Source organism: Bradyrhizobium sp. USDA 4353, from assembly GCF_054063215.1.
The window spans coordinates 962977-982070 of the sequence record NZ_JBSSGB010000001.1; the positions used below are offsets into that span (position 1 = coordinate 962977).

10 protein-coding genes are annotated in these 19094 nt (G+C 66.1%); 6 read left to right on the forward strand and 4 right to left on the reverse strand.

The features are described 5' to 3' along the window. Positions 1 to 39: 39 nt before the first annotated feature. Complete coding sequence (locus ACVILH_RS04345; RefSeq protein ID WP_456711784.1) at positions 40 to 2274, reverse strand: CHASE2 domain-containing protein; 2235 nt, start codon at positions 2272 to 2274, stop codon at positions 40 to 42. A 107-nt stretch (positions 2275 to 2381) separates the two neighbouring features. Next, positions 2382 to 8669, reverse strand: coding sequence for an Npun_F0296 family exosortase-dependent surface protein (locus ACVILH_RS04350; RefSeq protein WP_456711785.1), 6288 nt, complete (start codon positions 8667 to 8669; stop codon positions 2382 to 2384). Between the two features lie 604 nt (positions 8670 to 9273). Between ACVILH_RS04350 and ACVILH_RS04355 the strand changes: the two genes are divergently transcribed. Continuing rightward, positions 9274 to 10038, forward strand: a complete 765-nt coding sequence (locus tag ACVILH_RS04355; RefSeq protein ID WP_456711786.1) for a transglutaminase-like cysteine peptidase — start codon at positions 9274 to 9276, stop codon at positions 10036 to 10038. A 21-nt stretch (positions 10039 to 10059) separates the two neighbouring features. Here the strand turns inward: ACVILH_RS04355 and ACVILH_RS04360 are convergent, their stop codons facing one another. Next, complete coding sequence (locus tag ACVILH_RS04360) at positions 10060 to 11535, reverse strand: amidase (protein WP_456711787.1); 1476 nt, start codon at positions 11533 to 11535, stop codon at positions 10060 to 10062. Positions 11536 to 11795: 260 nt separating this feature from the next. On the opposite strand from ACVILH_RS04360, the gene ACVILH_RS04365 reads away from it, so the two are divergent. From ACVILH_RS04365 to ACVILH_RS04385, 5 genes are all read left to right on the forward strand, one after another. Next, positions 11796 to 12401, forward strand: coding sequence for a LysE family translocator (locus ACVILH_RS04365; protein WP_456711788.1), 606 nt, complete (start codon positions 11796 to 11798; stop codon positions 12399 to 12401). A gap of 79 nt (positions 12402 to 12480) precedes the next feature. Then, on the forward strand, positions 12481 to 12843 hold the full coding sequence (locus ACVILH_RS04370; protein ID WP_456711789.1) for a hypothetical protein: 363 nt from the start codon (positions 12481 to 12483) through the stop codon (positions 12841 to 12843). A 58-nt stretch (positions 12844 to 12901) separates the two neighbouring features. Continuing rightward, positions 12902 to 14170: a divalent metal ion exporter subunit IhpA gene (gene ihpA, locus ACVILH_RS04375; RefSeq protein ID WP_456711790.1), complete on the forward strand. Its 1269-nt coding sequence runs from the start codon at positions 12902 to 12904 to the stop codon at positions 14168 to 14170. Next, positions 14167 to 15150, forward strand: a complete 984-nt coding sequence (gene ihpB, locus ACVILH_RS04380; protein WP_456711791.1) for a divalent metal ion exporter adaptor subunit IhpB — start codon at positions 14167 to 14169, stop codon at positions 15148 to 15150. The genes ihpA and ihpB overlap by 4 nt, the downstream gene beginning before the upstream one ends. Beyond that, positions 15143 to 18310 (forward strand): efflux RND transporter permease subunit, encoded by a 3168-nt coding sequence (locus ACVILH_RS04385; RefSeq protein WP_456711792.1) that lies wholly within the window; start codon positions 15143 to 15145, stop codon positions 18308 to 18310. The genes ihpB and ACVILH_RS04385 overlap by 8 nt, the downstream gene beginning before the upstream one ends. Before the next feature lie 5 nt (positions 18311 to 18315). On the opposite strand, the gene ACVILH_RS04390 is transcribed toward ACVILH_RS04385, so the two are convergent. Continuing rightward, complete coding sequence (locus ACVILH_RS04390; RefSeq protein ID WP_456711793.1) at positions 18316 to 18948, reverse strand: helix-turn-helix domain-containing protein; 633 nt, start codon at positions 18946 to 18948, stop codon at positions 18316 to 18318. Between the last annotated feature and the right edge of the window lie 146 nt (positions 18949 to 19094).

Sequence of the window (19094 nt, forward strand, 5' to 3'; positions counted from 1 at the left end):
TGGGCACGCTTCGCTTTGCCCACCCTACGGATCATCGCGCTACTTCGAGGTCAGCGCATGCGCGCCGTTCCAATCGTCCGGCGGCGGGTTCTGCTGATAGGCGCGGATGCGTTCTTCGTAGAGATCGAACAGCTTGGCCAGCTCCTTCGCCTCGTCCTTCCTTCGTCCTCGGGCGATCGCCGCCAGCGCCTCGTCCCAGTCGCGGCTGCGATAGGCGGCGAGCATCTCGATGGTCAGGTTGCGCAGCAGTTGGAAGCGCTCGGAGTACATCACGTCCTCGCGTCCATTGATGGCGTAGATCACCTCCGGCTCGGTCTTGCCCTTCACCATGATGAAGTCGAGCTCGAGGATCGCGAGCTTGTCCTTGACCGAAAGGGCCGTCTTCGAGCCGACAATGATCGGAAAGCCGTATTCCTTGGACTGGCCTTCGAGCCGGGAAGCGAGGTTGACACTGTCGCCGAGCACCGAGTAGCCGAAGCGCTGATCCGAGCCGATGTTGCCGACGACGCAGATGCCGGTGTTGAGGCCGACACCGATCTTGATCGGGATATAGACGTGGCCGCCATCGCGCGCTTCCTGCTCGCGTGCCAGATTCAGCTCGTCGACCCGATCGAGCATGTCGAGCGCAGCTTCGCATGCGTTGCGCTGATGCTCGGCATCGTCGAGCGGCGCGTTCCAAAACGCCATGATCGCATCGCCCATGTATTTGTCGATGGTTCCCTTGCGCGCCAGGATCGCATTGGTCAGGGGCGTCAGGAACCTGTTCATCAACCGCGTCAGGCCTTGCGGATCGTGCTTGTAGCTCTCCGAGATCGTCGTGAAGCCGCGGACGTCGGAGAACATGATGGTCATCTCGCGCTCCTCGCCGCCGAGCACGAGCTTCTCGGGCGAATGCGCGAGTTGCTCGACCAGCGCCGGCGAAAGATATTGCCCGAACGCCAAGCGGATCTGGCGGCGCTGGCTCTGCTCGCGCATGAAGCTCGCGAAGATCAGGGTGAGATAGATCCCCGTGGTCGACACCATCGGATAGGTGAAGTCGATCAGGAGCCGATGTTGCGTGTAGGCGTACCAGGATGCGCCGATTAACGCGCTTGCGAATAGGCCGCCGACGATCACCAGCGTCACGGCGCTGAGCTGCGGCGCGAACACGATCACGAGCAGGCCGAGGATCATGGCGGTGAAGAACTCGGCTGTAAGGCCCCAGAACGGCGGGGACAGAATCGAGCTCGTAAGGACGGACTCCAGGACCTGGGCATGCACCTCGACGCCCGGCATCGCGGGATTGACCGGCGTCGTCTTGATATCGTTCAAACCGATCGCGGACGGTCCGATCAGGACCAGCTTCCTGGCGATCTTCTCCGGGGGCACGCGCCCCTCGAGCACGTCGATCGCCGAGACGTAGATCGATGGATCGTGCCGAGCATAGTGCACCCAGATCTTTCCTCTGCGGTCCGTCGGGATCTCGAAGCCGCCGAGGCGAAGGCTGGTGATGCCGCCCTTATCGGCCTTGATCAGCACCGTGTCCGCGCCGCTCACCACCCGGAGCATCTCGAAGCTGAGCGCGAGCATCGTGGTGTCCTGAGCCTGCATGATCATCGGCACACGGCGGATGATGCCGTCGCGCTCCGGCGGGATCGTAAACAGTCCCCGTCCAGATGCGGCATGTTCGATCAAGGGAACGTTGCGCAACAGTCCTGGATAACTCTCCATGAAGCCATCGGCGTCGGGTCCGATCGTCGCGACGCCCGTCACCGGCAAGGTCTTGTCGAGATCGGCGCGCACCTCGTTGCTGGCCGTCTCGCCGAGCACGATCCGCGCCCGGCGCAGGGTGTCGGCAAGCACCTGATCGTTCGATGGCAGCGCCTTCAGCTTTTCGCGAGTCGCTTCGTCGAGGTTCGGAAAGGTCTCGGCTGCAAGCGCCGGATTGAGCCGATCCGGCTCAGCGAACACGACGTCGAAGGCGATGACGACGGCGCCGAGGCGCGCCAACCTGTCGACGATCTCGGCGATCCGCGTCCGCGGCCACGGCCATTGCCCCAGCTTGGGATCAGCGACGCTTTTCTCGTCAATATCGACGATCGTGACCGGGCGAATGGTCTTCACCCGCGGACTGACGACCTGGAAATTGTCGAAGGTGCGCAGGCGCAGCTCCTGCATTGGGGCAGGATCGGTCATCCGCAGTGCCGCGAAGGCGATCAGCAACAACAGACAGGCCGCGCGCGCATAGCCGAACCTGCGCGCGAACCATCGTGGGACTGCTCTCAACCGCTTCATGCAGCATCCGATAACACGCCGAGGCCGGCGATCCGAAACGTCTGATCATCTGAAAGAAGGCGGCGCCTGGCAATCCCGCCGTCCGCATGCGGGCGGCGGGCGCGGTCTCAGACGAGGTGGAAACCGTCGTGATGCGCCTTGAACTGGTCGAGCGTCACGCCCTTCAGCGTCAGCGTATCATGCGCCGCATCGGTGATGACGGTGTCGTGGCCGTTGTTGGCGGACTGAGCCGAGGCCACGAGCGCATCCATATTGGCGAACAGCGAGTGGTCGATCTCGACGCTATCCTTGGTGAGATCGAGATCGCCGATCGTGGCGCTGCCGAAATGCGGGTTGAAGACGAAGGTGTCGTTGCCGCCCTTGCCGAAGATCGTGACGCCGCCGCCGACATTGACGAAATTGTCGTCCTGCGCCGTGCCGTTGATCGTCGACGCGCCGTTGCCGGCCAGCGTGACCGTCAGCGGCTTGGTCGCGGATCCGCCATGGCCGTCGCTGACCTCAGCCTGGTAGGTGACGGTCAGCGTGTCGCCGGGGTTCAGGAAGTCCAGGTTCACGGCGTCGGGATGGTATGTCCAGTGAAGGACATTGGAGCCGCCGCCGGAGATGGCGGTCTCGAAAGTGATGGCGTGGGAATCGGCCAGCGCCTGGACGTGGGCGTTGGCGGGAAGGCTCGAAGCGCCATTATACTTGATGATGCCATTGTCGATCACGGCTGCCGTCAGCGTATCGCCGACATCCTTGTCGAGCACGGTGAGGCTGCCCGACATCTTGCTCACCAGCTTCACCGGTTGATCGGCGATAGAGCCAGCCGAGACGTTGTCGATCTCGAACGCATTCTGGCTGCTGGCGAGCACGACCTTGTTGAACGGCGACAGGCCGAGGAACTCGACATAGCCGTTCGAGGCCAGCGACGCCTGGCCGCCATTGGCGAGCAGCGGCGCGACATCGCTGCCCGTGTAGGACGCGACCAGCTTGGTGCCGTTGTAGAAGGAGATGCTGTTGTAGCTGTCGACCGAGCCCCAATACAGCCCAAAGCTGTTCTTGACGCTGTCGAAGGTGATAGTCTCCTGCGCGTGGTTGCCGATGCTGAGATAGTTGGTCTTGTCGGCACCGTCGGCCATGTAGGGCGCCGCCGACACCGGCGAGGAGCCGTGCACGATCCCCGCATTGCCGCTGGCCGTGAACGTCGCGTGCAGCGCCTCGCTGTAGAAGCTGCCATGGCCGCGCCCGTTGTCGGCGATGTTGCCCGCCGACACGTGATCGAACGTCTCGGTCGGCATGCCCTCGGCATTGGTGCTGGCGGTGCTCGCCAGCACTCTCGCCTGCTCGGCCAGGATGACGGTCTGGACGGTCGGGTTGGTTTCGCCGGTGATCACGGGCGCATCGTTGGCGCCGTTGACCGTGATGGTGACGGGCACGTCGACCACGCCGCCGTGGCCGTCATCGATCGACACCGTGTAGGTCAACGTCACGTGCTGACCGGCACCGAGGTAGTCGAACACCTTGTCCTTGGCAGCGAAGGTCCAGGCCTGCGAGCCTTTGCCATCGCCGGACTCGGTGAGCGCGCCAAGCGACAGCCAGCTCTTGAGCACGGACGGATCCGACGGCAGGCCACCATCATGACCCGAGGTCACGACCCCGGCCACCTTCAACACATGCGCGTCGGTAACATCGGCGTCCGCAAAGGTGATCGTGCCGCTCGCGGTGTCGAACTGGTCCGAGCCGGACAGCTCCGCGCGCTCGGCGACCTCGGCCGACGGCGCCTTGCCCGTCACGACCGGCAGGTCGTTGGTCCCGGTGATGGTGACGACGACCGTCGACGGCGTGGTTTTGCCCTGATGATCGTCGAGCGTCACCTTGGTGGTGACCGTCACGGTCTGGTCGGCGCCGAGGAAATCCAGCTTGCCGTCGGCAATGGCATAGGTCCAGTCGATCTTGCCGTTGTTGACGTTGCCGGTCTGACTGAGCTGCAGCGCGTGCTCGAGCGCGGCGATCTGGCCCGGCGTAAGCTGGCCAGACAGATCGGTCTGACCGTCGGCCGCGGTCCAGGTCACATTCTGCGTGCCGATCGACGCGGAGGGCCGGTCGGTCAGATCGACGTCGGTGAACAGAATGCTGCCGGTGACGCTGTGTGCATCGGACGATCCGGTCTGCGCGGCCGTTTCGGTGATCGTACCCGGCTTGCCGGGATCGGTCACCACCGGCGCCGCGTCATCCGCCATCAACGTGATCAGCGTGCCGCCATGGCCGTCATCGCTTCCCGCGAAATGCGCACCGCTGTAATTACCGATCAGCGTCAGACTGATGCTGTGGCCCTGGCCGTCGACGACCGTGAGCACGCCCGTTTCAGCATCGTAGGACGCCGTCGTGGCGAGGCTCCATTTGATCGTCTGCAGGTCGATCTTGTCGGAAACGCCGAGGCCGGCGATCTTGGCGGAGAAGCTCGCGTCGTCGACGACGAGCTCGCTGCTGCCCTTGCTGCTGAAATCGATGACCTGATCGATCTGGCCATCCACCGTCAGGGACGCGCCGTCATCGACCTTGATCGTCCCCGAGCCGCTCACGTCGCCGGTGATCTCGAACGTGCCGGCCGTGATCTCGATCGTGCCGTAGTTGAAGATCGTCCCGCTGAGGCCGCTCTGGCCGCTCGCCGTGATCGTGCCGTAGACATACAGCGTGCCGTCGCCGTTCACCTGGGTGCCGGCGAGGTCGAGAATGGCCTCGGGATCGACGGTTAAGACACCGAAATTTTCGACGTCCATGCCCGAAAGGGTCACGACGTCGTGGCCGGCGATCTCCAGCGTGCCGGCGATCCGCACCTCCAACGTGCCGCCGGTGATCGTCGTACCGCCATCCAGCACCAGGGTAGATTCCACCGGAGTGTCACCATCGTCGTCGATGATGATCTGACCGTCGGTGTTATCGATCGTGACGTTGTCGAAGGTGGTCGCAGCCGCGGTCTCGACATGCACGATGCCGTGGTTGACGAGATCGCCGCCGCTGATCGTGCTGTCCTCGATCAGCAGCAGCGCGCCGTCATCGACCTCGACCGTGCCGGAGTTGTCGACGGTCACGCCGACCAAGGTCGCGCCAGCCTGTGACGCGACCTCGAGGGTCGATCCGTTGCCGATGGTGATGTTGACATCCGTCAGCGAGGTGCCGCCTTCGACCTTCAGTGTGGCCGTGCCCTCCGCAAACGGACCAGTCTCGCCGATCAGCAGCTCCCCGCCCGAGACGGCGCTGCCGTCGATCGTGCTGTCATCGTCGACCGAGATCGTGCCTTCGCTGCCGATGGCGCCGCCGGCGATGCTGGTGCCGCTCAGCGACAGCGCACCGCCCAATGCAAGGGTGATCGCCGCCGCGTTCGCGTTGGTGATCGTCTCGTCCTCGAACGCATTGCCGCTGCCGGACACAGTGACCGAGCCGAAATTGTCGAGCGTGCCGCCGATCAATGCGGCGTGGCCGGCGAGCGCCACCGTGCCGTCGGCCATGTTGGTCAGCGTGCCGCCGGTGATCTCGGCCCGTGTCAGCGTCAGCGTCGCGGACTGCTCGACCGTGACGATGCCGTCCTCATTGTCGACGCTGGTATAGCCGTCCAGCGTGAGCTGGCCGGTGACGTCGATCGAGCCGGCATTCGTGACGGTCTCATCGGTCAGCGCGTTGCCGTTGCCCGACACCTCGATCATGCCGAAATTGGTCAGCTCACCATGGCTGATCGCTGCCCCGCCCTTCAGCACGAGCAGGCCGGGAGCTGGCTCGGGCGTATCCCCGCCTTCGCCCGGCGTGCTGTACATCTGAAGGACGAGCGCGCCCTGGATCACGATGGCGCCGCCATCGATGCTGCCGCCATCCAGGGTCAAGGTCGCGCCCGGGTCGACCTGGATCAGGCCAGAGCTGTCGCCCTCCGCATTCGCGATATCGCCGTGCACGGTCAACGTGCCCGCGGACAGCTCGATCGTCCCGGTGTTGACGATGCCGGCCGCCGCCCCGAACACGCCGCCGCCGGCGAGCACCATCGTGCCCGCATTGTGCAGCTCGCTCTGGTCCAGGATCTGCGCCGAGCCGTTAACATTGAACGTGGCGCCGGAGAAATTAGAGATGCGCGAATCGGCCTTGGCGGTCAGCGCGCCGCTGATCGTCAGCGTGCCCTGATTGTCAAGCTCGGGAACGGCTCCGCCGCCAAAGTCGTTCAGCGTGACCGATTTGGCAAAGGCGGCCGTATCGATGGTCACCGGGAAAGCCGGCGTCAGGCCGTGCAGCTGATCGGTGATGATGATGACGTCGTCGGTAGCGGTCGGAGCCAGACCGGTCGCCCAGTTAGCGCCGTCGCTCCACAGATGAACCTGCGCGCCGCTACTGTCGCCCGGGTGGGTGGTCGCGATCCAGACCACGGCCGGATCATCCGTCCCGGTGATCGTGACCGTGATCGTCTGCGACGACGTGGCGCCCTGGGAATCCGTCACGGTCATCGTGTAGGTGAGCGTCACCTTCTGGCCCGCGGGAATGAAATCCGCGACATAGACCGGGAGGTTCGCAAAGCTCCAATTGATCTTGCCGGTGCCGCTGCCGGTGCTGTCGGAAGCGAGCGACGCCGTGAGCGCCTGCTGGAACAGCGCGAGCGGCGCCGGCGGGATGCTGCCGCCGCCCTCGAGAACCGCGCCGGTCAGCTTCGCCGAAACCGTATGGGTGTCGGTGAGGTCGACATCCTTGAACGTCAGCGTGCCCGAGGTCGGATCATGAGATGTCAGCGGGCCGCCGGGCACGCTGGTGCCACCCGAAAACGCAATCGGCTGCACGGCTGCCGTGATCACAGGCTTGTCGTTGGTGCCGGTCACGGTGATCGTGATCGGCACCAGGGTGAATTCGTTGGACGGTGCGAAATTGTTGTCGACGCGCACGAGATAGGTCAGCGTCAGCGTCTCGCCCGCCGCCAGGAAGTCGAACGAGCTGTCCGGAACGCTATAGCTCAGCGTCGCCGTGCCGTAATTCTTGTTGTTCGGATCGGCCGTGACCGTGATCTTCACCGCGGTCGCCATGACGTCCTGCAATTGCAGGGCGTTCAGCGACGACGTGACATCGGCCTGCTGCGCGCTCTTATAGGTGTAGGATTTGAAGCTGACCGAGACCGTCGGCCGATCGATGCCGTTGACGTCGACGAAATTGACGCGGGTGAGAACGGTGTCGAGATCGGTGCCGTTCCCGGTCTGGCCGGCGCGCTCGGTCAACCCGAAGGCCGTCGTCAGCCGGCCGTCCGCATCGAGAATCCGAACCTCAGGCGCACCTGGAATGTGCGTCGGCTGATCGCCAGTCTGGCTCGTGCCCGTCGTCGGGCCGCTTACATCGACCACGCGAACGATCGGCGTTGCGCTGGTGCCGTTCGGCAGGGTCAGCGGCGCCAGCGGCTGCGGCACCCCGATGTCGGTGAAATGGGTCGTCGATTTCGGATTGGTGTTGTCGGTGAATTTCAGCGTGAAGACGTCGTTGATGAGCTTCTGGACGTCCGGCGTGAGCGGCACCGCGCTCTGGTTCACCACGCCGTTGCTGATCTGGATCTGCTGGCCGGCCTGGTTCACCACCGCGATCGGCTGCAGCGTCGTCTTGTCGAATAGGACGTAGGAGCCGGTGCGGCCGTCGGGCTCGACCAGCACCTGGAATTTCGCATCGGGCAGACCGCCCTGCCCCGGCACCGAGAAATCGATCTCGACGAGCACGGCCGTGCCGCGAATGCCCATGGTCGCCACAGGCGTGTCGACCTTCATGTCGCCGTGCTTGGCGGTCTCGCCGGCCACGAACGAGATGGTGCCGGCGACGAGGCTGATCAGCGACGAGTTGTTCGACCCGTTGGGGTCGTACACCATCTCGTTCAGCACCATCCGCGCATTCGAGGACAGGCCGAACACGGTGCCGTCGATGAAGGTGATGCCGAGCGTCGAGTTCGAGCCGGATTGGACGACGTCACCCTTCTCGACGTTGTCGCCATTGTGCAGCAGGATCGAGACGCCGTTGCGGATGACGGTCGCGGTGCCCTGCAGCTTGGTGACGTGGCCGATTACCTTGCTGACGCTGGCCGTGCCGCCGGCCTGGCTGACTTGGACGGCGCCGGAGAGCGCGTTGACGATGTCACCGGTCAGGTGCGCGCCGTCCGGCGAGGCCAGGGCCGCCCGCTTCTCGCCCCTGAAATAATCCGGCAGCACGAGTTCGCGGCCGTCGGACGACAGCACGAGGTCGAGGCCCGACCGCTTGAAATCGGCATTGAACAGGAAATGCGCGTCGGGAACGACGATCGCATCCGCCGGCGCATGGGCGGGCGGCGCATCCAGCTTCAAATGTGCCGGCGCGGACGGGCCCAGGCCGTGGGAGAAAAGCGCGGCGTCAGACTTGCCAGCGTAATTCACGGGGCCACCGACTATGGTTAATTATTACATAACAATTCGTGTTCAAGCCGTGCATATCACTGGCGAGTGTCTGGAGGAACCATCTTCAGCTTGTGCCCTCAGGGCCTGGAAACCGCTGCGTCCACGGGTTTGCTTCGATACGGTCAAGCTCTTGCCTTCTTCTCGACAAGGAAAATGTGAGTATAAACAAGTATTCATCGGCAGCGATTGGGCTCATCCAAGAAAATCACTGTATTCGTTCGACAAGAATTACCTGTCCCGACCATTCCATCCGCACCCCCATACTCCCAGGGCGAAATTTCGGACGGCGGATGGGGATCGGATCGGCACAAATCTACAATTTGCATCAATTGATGCCGAAGCTGCGGACAGCCCGACACCACAACCTGAACGGGATTTCACGTCTGGCGCGCGACCCCGACTTAGCTTTCGCTAAGATTTGTCGCATCACGGCAACACAACGTTCAGTCTGACTGCCACGATTTCTGAGGCGGAACCGCGGCCTTAAGCAGCGGCAAAGCTCACGCTCCCATGCTGGCCCCAACAAGCACCGGCTCCACCTGCGCGGCAGCGCGCAGGGCGAGCTCCGGGCACGGGGCGTCTCATGAACATGTTCGCGCTGATCCGCGCATCGTTGGCGGCTGCCATCGGCGCCGCGCTGTGGATCGGCCATCCAGCCAAGGCCGCGCCGGTCGCGCAGCCCTCAGGCGTCGAGGCCGTCATTGGCGAGGCGGAGCCGTTCGGCCTGCTGCGCGCCGAGCTCGGCGCTGGTCCGCTGCTGGCCAAGTGGCAGAGCCTGGCGGCCAAGCTCGACGACGAGCGCGTGCAACTTGCACTCTGCGATGGCGACCGCGCGCATTGCGTCTCGCCGGCCGCGCTGCGCCTTCTCGCCATTGTCGATCAGGCCCGCACTAAAGTGGGCCGCGCCCGGCTCGGCGAGATCAACCGCGCGATCAATCTCGCCATCCGGCCGATGAGCGACCTCGCCCAATATGGCGAGACCGACGTCTGGGCCTCTCCGCTCGCCACCTTCGGCCGCCTCGCGGGCGACTGCGAGGACTATGCGATCGCCAAATTCGTGGCGCTCCGGCTGGCCGGGATCGCGCCGCAGGATCTGCGCATCCTCATCGTCCGCGACACTGCGCGCGACGAGGATCATGCCGTCGCCGCAGCGCGGCTCGACGGACGCTGGCTGCTGCTCGACAATCAGCGCATGGCGATGGTCCAGGACAGCGATGCGCGACAGATACAGCCGCGCTTCGTCATCGACGACACCGGCCTGTCGATCCTGCAAGCTGCGCCGGCGATGGCCGCGATGAGCAGCGCGCCTGACGCGCAGGCCCCGGCCGCGGTGCCCGCGACCAACTAACCGTCGTGCCGCCGCGCAGCGTCAGCCCTTAGTGACGTGCACCGCCGGCGTGGCGCCGCCATTCCATTGGCCGTCGATGGCACGCTCGATCTGAGCGGCCAGTTGCAGCAGCAGGCCGTCATCGGCCTGCTTGCCGATCGCCTGGATGCCGAGCGGCAGGCCGTGCTCGTTGGTGGCGAGCGGCAGCGAAATCGCCGGAATGCCGCAGAGATTGGCAAGCGGCGTGAAGGCGAAGTTGCGCCAGAGATTGCCGAACCAGTCGAGCACGTCGGGATTGTCGCTGATCGTCAGGTATTCCCTAGTGCCGATCTTCGGCGTCGGCAGCGCCGTGATCGGCGTCAGGATGATGTCCCACGCCTCGAAGAAGGCGCCGAAGGCGCGCGAGGTGGTGTTGAACACCGTCTGCATCGCCGCGCGCTCGGCGAAGCTGGTGCCGCGGCCGGCCTCCCAGATGCGGATGTTGATCGGCTCGATCAGCTCGGCCGGCGGCCGCTCCAGCTTGCGCTGTGCGAGCAGGTTGTTGATGACGATCGCGAAGTTCGAGATGTAGCAGGTGGTCTGCGCCGCGAAGGCTTGGCGATAGTCCACGTCCGGCAGCGCGTAGCCGACGTGATGGCCGAGACCCTCGAGGAATTTGCCGACGCGCTCGAGCTCGGCCGCAATGTGCGGCGTCGCGCGATAATCGCCCCATTGGTGCGAGAGCGCGATCCTGAGCTTGCCGGGATCGCGCTTGATCAGCTCGACATACGGCTCCGGCGTGGTCCAATACGGCATGAACTCGCCGGGCGCGCCGCCGCGGCAATGATCGACGAACGCCGCAGTGTCGCGCACGCTGCGCGACTGGCAGCCCTGGATCGAGACCAGGCCTGTGAGATCCGACAGATGCGGCGCGATCGAGAACACGCCGCGCGACACCTTCAGGCCGATATTGCCGTTGACCCCTGCAGGAATGCGGATCGAGCCGCCGCCGTCGGTCGCATGCGCGATCGGCACGACGCCGGCGGCGACCATCGCGGCACTTCCCGCCGACGAGCCGCAGGTCGTGTAGTCGGTGTCCCAGGGATTGCGCGTGACATAGACGGCCGGATTCTCCGCCGAGCTGCACACACCGAACTCGGGGGTGGTGGTGCGCCCCATCAGGTTGAGTCCGGCCTTGCGCATCTTCGACGTCAGGTGCGTGTCGGCCGCGGGACGGTTGCCCCGCATATAGAGCGAGCCCTGCTCCTGCAGACGACCGGCCATGGTCGGGCCGAGATCCTTCATCAGGAACGGCAGGCCAGCGAACGGGCCATCGGCATTGGCGCCGGCCTTGATCGGATCTTCGATCGCGTCGGCGAAGACTTCGATCACGCCTGAGAGTTGCGGATCGACCTTGGCGATGCCCTCGGCGGCCTGCTGCGCCAGCTCTGCCGCGGTCAGCTCGCCGTTGCGCACGCGGGCCGCGAGCGCCACGCCGTCATGCCGGGCCCACTCGTCCCAGCTCATCGCCAAAGTCATCTGCTGTCCGATCCTTCGCGCTGACCACCGATCGATGCGACGATTCTGCGCTGTCTTGTTGTGGCGCGAACCTTAGTTTGCGAAGGCAGCGAGTCAATCAAGCAGGCTGCATGCCGCCAATACGGCGTGCTCATGCGCCACGGCTTACCGCCGCTCGCAGGACCCGTTCCGGAAATCGGGACTCGCGATCCCACGCGCAGCGCTGCGACCGGATCAGGCGATGCCCGGCCGGCCTTGACCCGCATCAAGGCGAACGATCGGTGCACGTGCTCGATGCCTGCATGGACATCCCGACCTTCCTCGCCGCAAGCATCGCCCTCCTCGCCACGCCAGGCCCGACCAATACGCTGCTCGCCACAGCAGGCGCGAGCCGCGGCGTCAGCGCCTCCGTTCGTCTGCTGCTCGCCGAGCTCACCGGCTATCTGCTCGCGATCCTGGCTCTGCGCGTCGTGCTCGGCCCGGCGCTCGCGGCGATGCCGATGATCGGTCATGTCCTGCGCATCGCGGTCGTGCTCTATCTGCTCCACCTCGCCGTCGCGCTGTGGCGCCACGGCGGCGGCGGAAGCAGCGATGCGATGCCGGTGACGCTGCGCCGCGTGTTCGTCACGACGCTGCTCAATCCCAAGGCCATCATCTTCGCCTTCACCCTGCTGCCGGCAGAAAGCGGAGCCGCGCACCTGCTGCCGTTCGTCATCGCGCTCGGGCTGTCGATCGCCACGATCGGCTGCGGCTGGATCGTGCTCGGCGCCAGCTTGCGCCACGGCCTGTCTGGGGTCGTACCGGCGAGGCTCGGCTATCGCTGCAGCGCTGCGGCGCTGGCCCTGCTCGCCTGCGTCATCCTGGCGCCGGCGCTGGCTGTGCTGTGAGCCGGTTCCCCTTGTTACATTGTTGCTGATCGACAACGCCTGACCCCGCGTGCTATCCGCTGGCCGAACAGGGGATGCCGTGCGCAGCATTGGCCAGCGATATCTGACGAGCCGTCCGGGCCTCTTACGCCGGATCGCGGCACTATGCGTGATCGTCGGCTATCTGCTGGCAGGGGCGCTGCATGGCGCCTGTGATCTCGACGTCGCGCATGCGTCGTCCGGCAAGCCGGAGATCGCAGCGCTGCTCGACCAGGCCGGCCATTCCGATCAGCGCGGCGTCGCCGATCATCATTGCCACGGCTGCTTCTCGGTCTCCGTGCCGCAACTGCAACTGGCCGCGGTGCCGGCCGACATCGTCGCCGCGACCGACTGGCCCATTCCCGTGCTCCGTGCCGGCATTCTGTCCGACGCCGAGTCGCCGCCCCCCAAACACCTGATCTGACGTCCCGTGCCGGACGGCTGCCGCCGTCCTCATTGCCCGTTCAGACAGGTTCATCTCGATGCCATTCCCTGCAATGGCTGCGCGCATCGCATGCGCCGCAGCTCTGCTCGCGCTGTCCGTGCACGGCGCGGCAGCAGAGACCCTTACCTTGCGCGAGGCGCTGTCGCGCGCGCTCGCCGCCAATCCGCGCCTGTCGGCCGCCGATCGCGACATCGGCATCGCCTCCGGCCAGCGGCTGCAGGCCGGCGCGCTGCTCAATCCGGAGCTGTCCTACGAGCAGGACAATTCGTTCGGCTCCGGCCCATATCGCGGCACGCGCTCGGCCGAGACGACCTTGCAGATCAGCCAGGCGTTCGAGTGGTTCGGCAAGCGCGATGCACGCATCGCCGCGGGACAGGCCGGCGTCCGCACCGCCGAGATCCAGCGCCAGGCGGTGCGGCTCGAAGTGCTGTCGGAAACGGCGATCGCCTTCGTCACCGTGCTCGCAACGCAACGCCGCATCCAGATCCTCGATGACCAGGTCGCAGCGCTCGATCGCCTGACGCCGCTGCTGCGGCGGCGCGTCGAGGCCGGCGCCTCGTCGCCGGCGGAAACCGGCCGTGCCGAGGTCGCCTCGGCGCTGGTGCGGGCCGACCGCGAGCGCGTCAAGGCGACCTTGGCGAGCGCGCGCCGCGAGCTCGCGGTGCTGACCGGCGACAGCTCGGCAAAGCTCCCAACCGTGACCGGGCGCTTCGACACAACAAGCCAGCCGCCCTCGTTCCAGACCGTCATCGCCGCGATCGACGCCAATCCGCAGCTCGTGCGCTGGACCGCCGTCTACGCGCAGCGCAATGCCGAGCTGCTGCTCGCACGACTGAAGCCTTATCCCGATGTCCGCGTCAGCGCCGGCTGGCGTCATTTCAACGAATCCCAAAACGATGCCGTCAGGCTCAGCGTCTCCGTGCCTATCCCGGTGTTCGACCAGAACCAGGGCAACATCCTCTCGGCGCAGGAGAGCGTCGCCAAGACCGAAGCCGAGCGCAAGGCGAACCGCAACGCGCTTCTGGTGATCGCCGGCCGCGCCTACGACTCGCTGCAAGGCTCGCTGCGCGAGCTCGCGGTGTTGCGCGAGATCGCCATCCCCCGGGCGCAGGAGGCCGCGGAAGAGATCGCGCAGGGCTACAGCGCCGGCCGCTTCTCGCTGCTCGAAGTGCTCGATGCGCAGGCGAGCGTCGCGCAGGCGCGGCTGCGCGAGCAGGAGGCGCTACAGAACATCCATGTCGCCGTGGCGACCATCGAAGGCCTCGTCGGCCGTCCCTTCACTCTGGCCCGGGAGACCGCGCGATGAGAGCATCCACCGTCATCTTCATTACGATCCTCGCGGCCGCCGCCGGCGCCGGCGCGTCGCGGTTTCTGGCCGAGGCGGCGCCGCATACCGAAGCCGCCCCCGGCAAGGCAAACCATGCCGAGAAAGCACCGAAGGACCACGTCGAGCAGGACGAGCACGGCGCCGACCGCATCCGCATCAGCGACGTGAAGCTCGCGGCCGCCGGCGTCACGCTCGCTGAAGCAGGGCCCGCGACCTTATCGGACACGCTGGCCTTTAACGGCGTGCTGCGCGCCAATCAGGAAGCGCTGGTGCAGGTGACGCCGCGCTTTCCCGGCATCGTCCGCGCCATCAGGAAGCGCATCGGCGACACCGTCGCCAAGGATGAGCTGCTCGCCTCCATCGAAAGCAACCAGAGCCTGACCGCCTATGATTTGAAGGCGCCGATCGGCGGCACCATCATCGACCGCCAGATCTCGCTCGGCGAATACGCCTCCGAGCAGAAGCCGGCCTTCGTGGTCGCGGACCTCTCGACCATCTGGGTCGACCTCTCGATCTATCGCCAGGATCTCCGGCGGGTCCGGCTCGACGACGAGGTGCTGATCGATCCCGATGACGGCCGCGGTCTGATCAAGGGCAACGTCTCCTACATCGCTCCGATCGGCGCCAGCGAGACGCAGACGGCGCTGGCGCGCGTCGTGCTGCCGAACGCCGATGGCCGCCTGCGCCCCGGCCTGTTCGTGACAGCGCGTCTGGTGCTCGCCAAGCGCAGCGTCGCCGTCGCGGTGCGCGCCAGCGCGATCCATACCTTGGAGAACAAGACCGTCGTGTTCGTCCGCGAGGACGGCGACAAGATCGAGGCGCGCCCCGTCGCAACGGGTGAATCCGATCCGACCTATGTCGAGATCCGCGACGGCCTTTCGGCCGGCGAGCACTACGTCGCCGAGAACAGCTTTGTCGTGAAGGCGGAGATGGGCAAGGGGGAGGCCGAGCATGATTGACGCGATCCTCGCTTTTGCCGTTCGCCAGCGCTGGCTGGTGTTGCTGTTCGTGCTCGCCGCAGCCGCGTTCGGGGCCTGGAATTTCACCCGGCTGCCGATCGACGCCGTGCCCGATATCACCAACGTCCAGGTGCAGATCAACACCAAGGCGCCGGGCTATTCGCCGCTCGAGACCGAGCAGCGCATCACCTTCCCCGTGGAGACCGCGATGGGCGGCCTGCCCCGCCTCGACACGACGCGCTCGCTGTCGCGCTATGGCCTGAGCCAGGTCACCGTCGTGTTCCAGGACGGCACCGACATCTACTTCGCCCGCCAGCAGGTCAACGAGCGCATCCAGCAGATCAAGGATCAGCTTCCGCCGGGCGTCGAGGTCGCGATGGGCCCGCTGTCGACGGGCCTCGGCGAGATCTTCATGTATGCGGTCGAGGCCAAGCCCGGCGCGAAGACGCCGGAAGGTACCGACTACTCGCCGACCGATCTGCGCACGGTCCAGGACTGGATCATCCGGCCGCAATTGCGCGGCGTGCCCGGGGTGATCGAGGTGAATACGATCGGCGGCTTCGAGCGCCAGTTCCACGTGCTGCCGGATCCCGGCCGCCTGATGGCCTACAAGATCAGCTTCCGCGACGTCATGACGGCGCTCGCCGCCAACAACGCCAATGTCGGCGCCGGCTATATCGAGCGCAATGGCGAGCAATATCTGGTGCGCGCGCCCGGCCAGGTCGGCACCGCCGCCGAGTTGAAGGACATCGTGATCGGCGCCCGCGGCGGCACGCCGGTGCGCATCGGCGACGTTGCCGAGGTCATGGAGGGACGCGACCTCCGCACGGGCGCCGCGACGCTCAATGGCGAGGAGACGATCCTCGGCACCGCGATGCTGCTGATCGGCGAGAACAGCCGCGCCGTGGCGCGCCGCGTCGCCGCCCGGCTCGACGAGATCGCCAAGTCGCTGCCCGAAGGCGTCATCACGCGCACGCTCTACGACCGTACCCATCTGGTCGAGGCGACCATCCGCACCGTGGAGAAGAACCTGCTCGAAGGCGCTGCGCTCGTGGTCGTCGTGCTGTTCCTGCTGCTCGGCAATATCCGCGCCGCACTGGTCACAGCCTGCATCATTCCGCTGTCGATGGCGATGACCATCACCGGCATGGTCGAGAGCAAGGTCAGCGCCAATCTGATGAGTCTCGGCGCGATCGACTTCGGCATCATCATCGACGGCGCCGTCATCATCGTCGAGAACTGTCTCCGGCTGCTCGCCGAGGCGCAGCACCGCAAGGGCGGCCTGCTCACGACGTCCGAGCGGCTGCAGACCATCGTCTCCGGCGCGCGCGAGGTGATCGGGCCGAGCCTGTTCGGCACCGGCATCATCGCCGTCGTCTATCTGCCGGTGCTGACCTTGACCGGCGTCGAGGGCAAGATGTTCACGCCGATGGCGCTGACCGTGCTGATGGCGCTCGGCGCGGCCGTGCTGTTCTCGATCACCTTCATTCCGGCGGCGGTGGCGATCTTCGTCACCGGCAAGGTCTCGGAGCAGGAGAACATCGTGATGCGGGGCGCGCGGCGAATCTACGCGCCGCTGCTGCGCTCCGCGATCTCCTACCGCATGACGGTCGCCACTGTTGCGGCCGTGATCGTCGTCGTGAGCGGCGTCGCGGCCACCCGGATGGGCGGCGAGTTCATTCCGAGCCTCGACGAGGGCGACGTCGCGCTCGCCGCGCTGCGCATTCCCGGGACAAGCCTGACGCTGTCCGTCGATCTGCAAAAGGCGCTGGAGGCCCGGCTGCGGCAGATCCCCGAGGTCAAGGACGTCTTCACCCGCATCGGCACCGCCGAGGTCGCAACCGATCCGATGGCGCCGTCGCAGGGCGACGGCTACATCATGCTGAAGCCGCGCAGCGAATGGCCCGATCCGGCCAAGCCAAAAGCGGAGCTCGTTGCCGAGATCGAGGCCGCCGCGGACGAGATCCTGGGCAGCAACTACGAGATCTCGCAACCCATTCAGCTGCGCTTCAACGAGCTGATCTCAGGCGTGCGCAGCGATGTCGGCGTCAAGATCTTCGGCGACGATCTCGACATCCTACAGGGCGCCGCGCGCCAGGTCGAGGCCGCGATCCGCGGCATCAATGGCGCCACCGGCGTCAAGACCGAGCAGGTCGCCGGCCTGCCGATCCTGACCGTGAAGATCGACCGCCAGGCGCTGTCGCGCTACGGCCTCAGCGTCGCCGAGGTGCAGAACGTGGTCGAGATCGCGATCGGCGGCAAGGCGACGGGAAAACTGTTCGACGGCGATCGCCGCTTCGACATCGTCGTCCGCCTGCCCGAGCGTCTCCGCGGCAATCTCGATGCTATCAGAGCCATTCCGATCCCGCTGCCGGCCGGCGAGGAGGCAGGCGCGGCGCCGCTTCGCACCGCGTTCAACGGCGCCGCCCAGCCGCGCTACGTGCCGCTGTCCTCGGTTGCCGCCGTCACCTCGGCGCCGGGGCCGAACCAGGTCAGCCGTGAGAACGGCAAGCGGCGCATCGTCGTCACGGCCAATGTCCGCGCCCGCGACCTCGGCTCGTTCGTCACTGAGGCGCAAGCTGCCGTAGCCGAGAAGGTGAAGCTGCCGCCGGGCTATTGGATCGGCTGGGGCGGCCAGTTCGAGCAGTTGCTCTCCGCCACCAAGCGCCTGACCATCGTGGTGCCGATCGCGCTCGCGCTGGTGTTCCTGCTGCTGTTCATGAGCATGGGCTCGTTCGCGGATGCCGCGCTGGTGTTCTCCGGCGTGCCGTTGGCGCTGACCGGCGGCATCGCCGCGCTGCTGCTGCGCGGCCTGCCGCTGTCGATCTCCGCCGGCGTCGGCTTCATCGCGCTGTCAGGCGTCGCCGTGCTCAACGGCCTCGTCATCATCGCCTTCATCGAGCGGCTGCGCCAGGACGGACGCAACATCCTGGCTGCCGTCGAAGACGGCGCATTGGCGCGGCTCCGCCCGGTGCTGATGACGGCGCTCGTCGCCTCGCTCGGCTTCGTGCCGATGGCGCTCGCGACCGGCGCCGGCGCCGAGGTGCAGCGCCCGCTCGCCACCGTCGTGATCGGCGGCATCATCTCCTCGACGGTGCTGACGCTGCTGGTGCTGCCGGCGCTCTACGTGCTGTTCAGGCGGGAGGAACGGCCCGCCTGAACGCCTCAGGACTGGTGCCGCTTGGTGATCGCGACCCGCGTCGCCTGGCCGTAGAGGCCTGACATCTGTTCGAGCTGGGCGGTCGTCGCCGCGCAGCTGTCGATCCAGCCCGGCAGGCCTTCGAACAGCGGCGGAAGCGTCGCCGCACGCAAGGCGGCGTAGTCCTCGGTGACTTCGCGGCCCCGCGCCGTGGCACGGTAGCGCGTCTCCTTGCGCGAGCTACGCCCTTCCGTCTCGATCAGTCCGGCGCGCACCAGCTTGCGCGTCGCATATTGCAGGTTGGGCACGTCGACGCGGTTGAGCAGCTGGCCGACCTCGGCGAGCCGCTTCGGCTCGTCGCCCATGCGCACGACGTTGAGCACCGCAACGTCGTCGCCGGTCAGCGGCACCTCGCAGACGGCGGCGAGGCAGGATGCCTTCCAGCGATAATAGGACTGCGCCAGCCGCTCCAGCGCGAGCTCGAACTCCGACAGCCGCCGCTCGGCATCGCTGCGCGCGAGATGCCACGAGCCCTTGGTGTCCTGACTGTCGCTTTGATCAGCAACTTTGTCGCCGCGCAAGCCAGCCTTGCTGCCCGCCGATTTTGCTTTCAGCGTCACCGCCTTGCGCTTGGCTGCGGCGTTCGTCGCCCGTTTCAAATTCCCGTCTCCCGATGCGGCTGCGCACAACGCTTGTGCAGCGCATGCTCAATCTCTGCTGTTTACATCCGATATTTTTACATTAAAAATTCAATGAAGAAAACACATCAGGCCCGGCGTCACTGTGGACGCTGGCAGGACCGGGG

Excerpts from the sequence above, each read along its gene's own strand:
- ACVILH_RS04345 (WP_456711784.1), bottom strand. The coding sequence starts at position 2,274 with ATGAAGCGGTTGAGAGCAGTCCCACGATGGTTCGCGCGCAGGTTCGGC.
- ACVILH_RS04355 (WP_456711786.1), top strand. The coding sequence starts at position 9,274 with ATGAACATGTTCGCGCTGATCCGCGCATCGTTGGCGGCTGCCATCGGC.
- ACVILH_RS04360 (WP_456711787.1), bottom strand. The coding sequence starts at position 11,535 with ATGACTTTGGCGATGAGCTGGGACGAGTGGGCCCGGCATGACGGCGTG.
- ihpA (WP_456711790.1), top strand. The coding sequence starts at position 12,902 with ATGCCATTCCCTGCAATGGCTGCGCGCATCGCATGCGCCGCAGCTCTG.
- ihpB (WP_456711791.1), top strand. The coding sequence starts at position 14,167 with ATGAGAGCATCCACCGTCATCTTCATTACGATCCTCGCGGCCGCCGCC.
- ACVILH_RS04385 (WP_456711792.1), top strand. The coding sequence starts at position 15,143 with ATGATTGACGCGATCCTCGCTTTTGCCGTTCGCCAGCGCTGGCTGGTG.